At 68.2% G+C, this 1,810-nt stretch carries 2 protein-coding genes; one reads left to right on the top strand and one right to left on the bottom strand.

The genetic code is table 11. The features are described 5' to 3' along the window. Positions 1–156: 156 nt before the first annotated feature. On the bottom strand, positions 157–624 hold the full coding sequence (locus VF697_RS30100) for a ferritin-like domain-containing protein (protein ID WP_331100285.1): 468 nt from the start codon (positions 622–624) through the stop codon (positions 157–159). Between the two features lie 268 nt (positions 625–892). Between VF697_RS30100 and VF697_RS30095 the strand changes: the two genes are divergently transcribed. Continuing rightward, positions 893–1,645: a hypothetical protein gene (locus VF697_RS30095; protein WP_331100284.1), complete on the top strand. Its 753-nt coding sequence runs from the start codon at positions 893–895 to the stop codon at positions 1,643–1,645. Positions 1,646–1,810: the final 165 nt, after the last annotated feature.

Genomic DNA, 1,810 nt, shown 5'->3' with positions numbered 1-1,810 from the left:
GGGATGCTCCCTCCGCCGCTCAACAAGAGGAAACATCTGGAAGAGGAAACATCTGGGGGAGTGGGCAGCCGTCCCATCCGCGCCCGCTCCCCCAGGGCCGGGTCGCCGGGCGGTCAGGCTCCTTCGCGCTGGTCGCTCCGGACGCCCTCGCGAGGCCTACGGCTGCACCGGTGTCTGCTCCCAGATGCGGTTGCGCAGCGCGCCCTCGATGAAGGCCAGGTGCCGCTGCTCGTCCGAGAAGTTACGCTCGATGATGCGGCGGGCCTCGTCGCTCCAGTCCTCGCTCAGGGCCATCTGATAGGTGCGGTTGGTGAGCACCTCGTTGCCCCGCATCGCCTGGAGCGCGGCCTCGTTGCCCATCATCGAGGTGACGGCGGTGAAGCCCTTGAGGAGGAAGCCCTTCAAGTCCGGCTTCTGCGTCGGGGTGCCGCCCAGCATCGTCACCACCCGCGACAGGTCCTGGATGTGGCGCACATGGTCCTGCTGGAATGCCCGCAGGCTCATGCGCAGCGACTCCACGTCGACGCGGGTGATCGCCGCCTCGTAGGCCCCCACCGCGTCGTAGTCGAGCGCGATGAGGTCATTGAGCCGCTGGATCATCCTGTTCAGGTCCATCGCCGCCATGCCTGTCCTCCTCCTGCCTCGCGCGGAACGTGCCGCGCCGCCGAAAGCTGGGGTGGAGGGCGAGGGGCCTCAAGGGGCATGGGCCGACACTTCCCCACGTCCCGGAGGATTGGCCGACCGGCGAGCGGGGGGACACACCTGACACCCGGCGGACGGTGTCCTTCCCCGGAGGACCATGGACCCCGTGCTCCCAGGGAGCACCCACACTCCCGGTATTTTCCGCATCCAGGTGGAAACTTTTGGGGACTCCCCGCGATAATCGGGAATCATGAGGATCCAGCGCCCGAGCACCCCCCCCATCCAGACCACGCGGACGGAGTCCAAGCCGCCCGTCGCGCCGAAGAACGAGGTTCGCGCGCCGGCCACCGCCTCGCCCGCCGCCACCGCGCGCTCCACCGACAGCTTCGAGCCCGCCAGGGCGCCCCAGACGGCCACCGCCACGGGCTCGGCCCGGAGCAACGCCGCCCGCAACCTTCCCGCCGAGATCCAGACCGGCACCAAGGACTACTACAAGCAGCGCCACGACGACTTCGTGCGCCGCAACCCGGGGATGACCCCGCCCGCGTACTACCTGGAGTACGGGCAGAAGTACTGCGACCGCTTCTCCAGCCTCGGGCCCAAGGACCTGACCCCCAAGGGACTCGAGTGGCGCGACAAGACGCTCAAGGCCCTGCAGGATGCCATGGAGACCAAGCGCATGGAGGACCCGGCGGGCTTCGCTCAACTCGAGCGCGACCCGGCGGCCTTCAAGAAGTTCGCCTACGACTCGCACCCGGACGCCTACGTGGACTCCGGCCTCTACAAGCTGCCGGCGCAGGACATGCTCAAGATTGGCACCACGCCGGACCTCAAGGACCTGCTCACCAAGGACGGCGTGCGCCAGGTGGCCGTCGCCCTGAGCAAGATGAAGCCCGAGGACATGGTGAACGTGGCCAAGGCCTCGCTCAAGGAGCTGTTCAACGACCTCAAGCCGTCGTTCCCCCCGCTCATCAAACTGCCCAAGCTATCGCTTCCCTGGTAGCGGGCGGGCTGGCATCTTCCACGTCGCATTCCTGATTCGCCGAGGTTGACGCGTGCCGGAGAAAGACTGGGAGAGGCTGGGAGCGCTGTCGGAGGGTTTGAAGGCGGGAGCGGTCGCCGCGAGCCGTGAGGGCTTCGGCCTCGTCGGCGCCGTGGCGGAGCCGTC

The sequence above is a fragment of the Archangium sp. genome, from assembly GCF_036388035.1.
Classification (GTDB): domain Bacteria; phylum Myxococcota; class Myxococcia; order Myxococcales; family Myxococcaceae; genus Archangium.
Note: the sequence above shows the minus strand (reverse complement) of the source record. Positions and strands in the feature narration are given on the sequence as shown.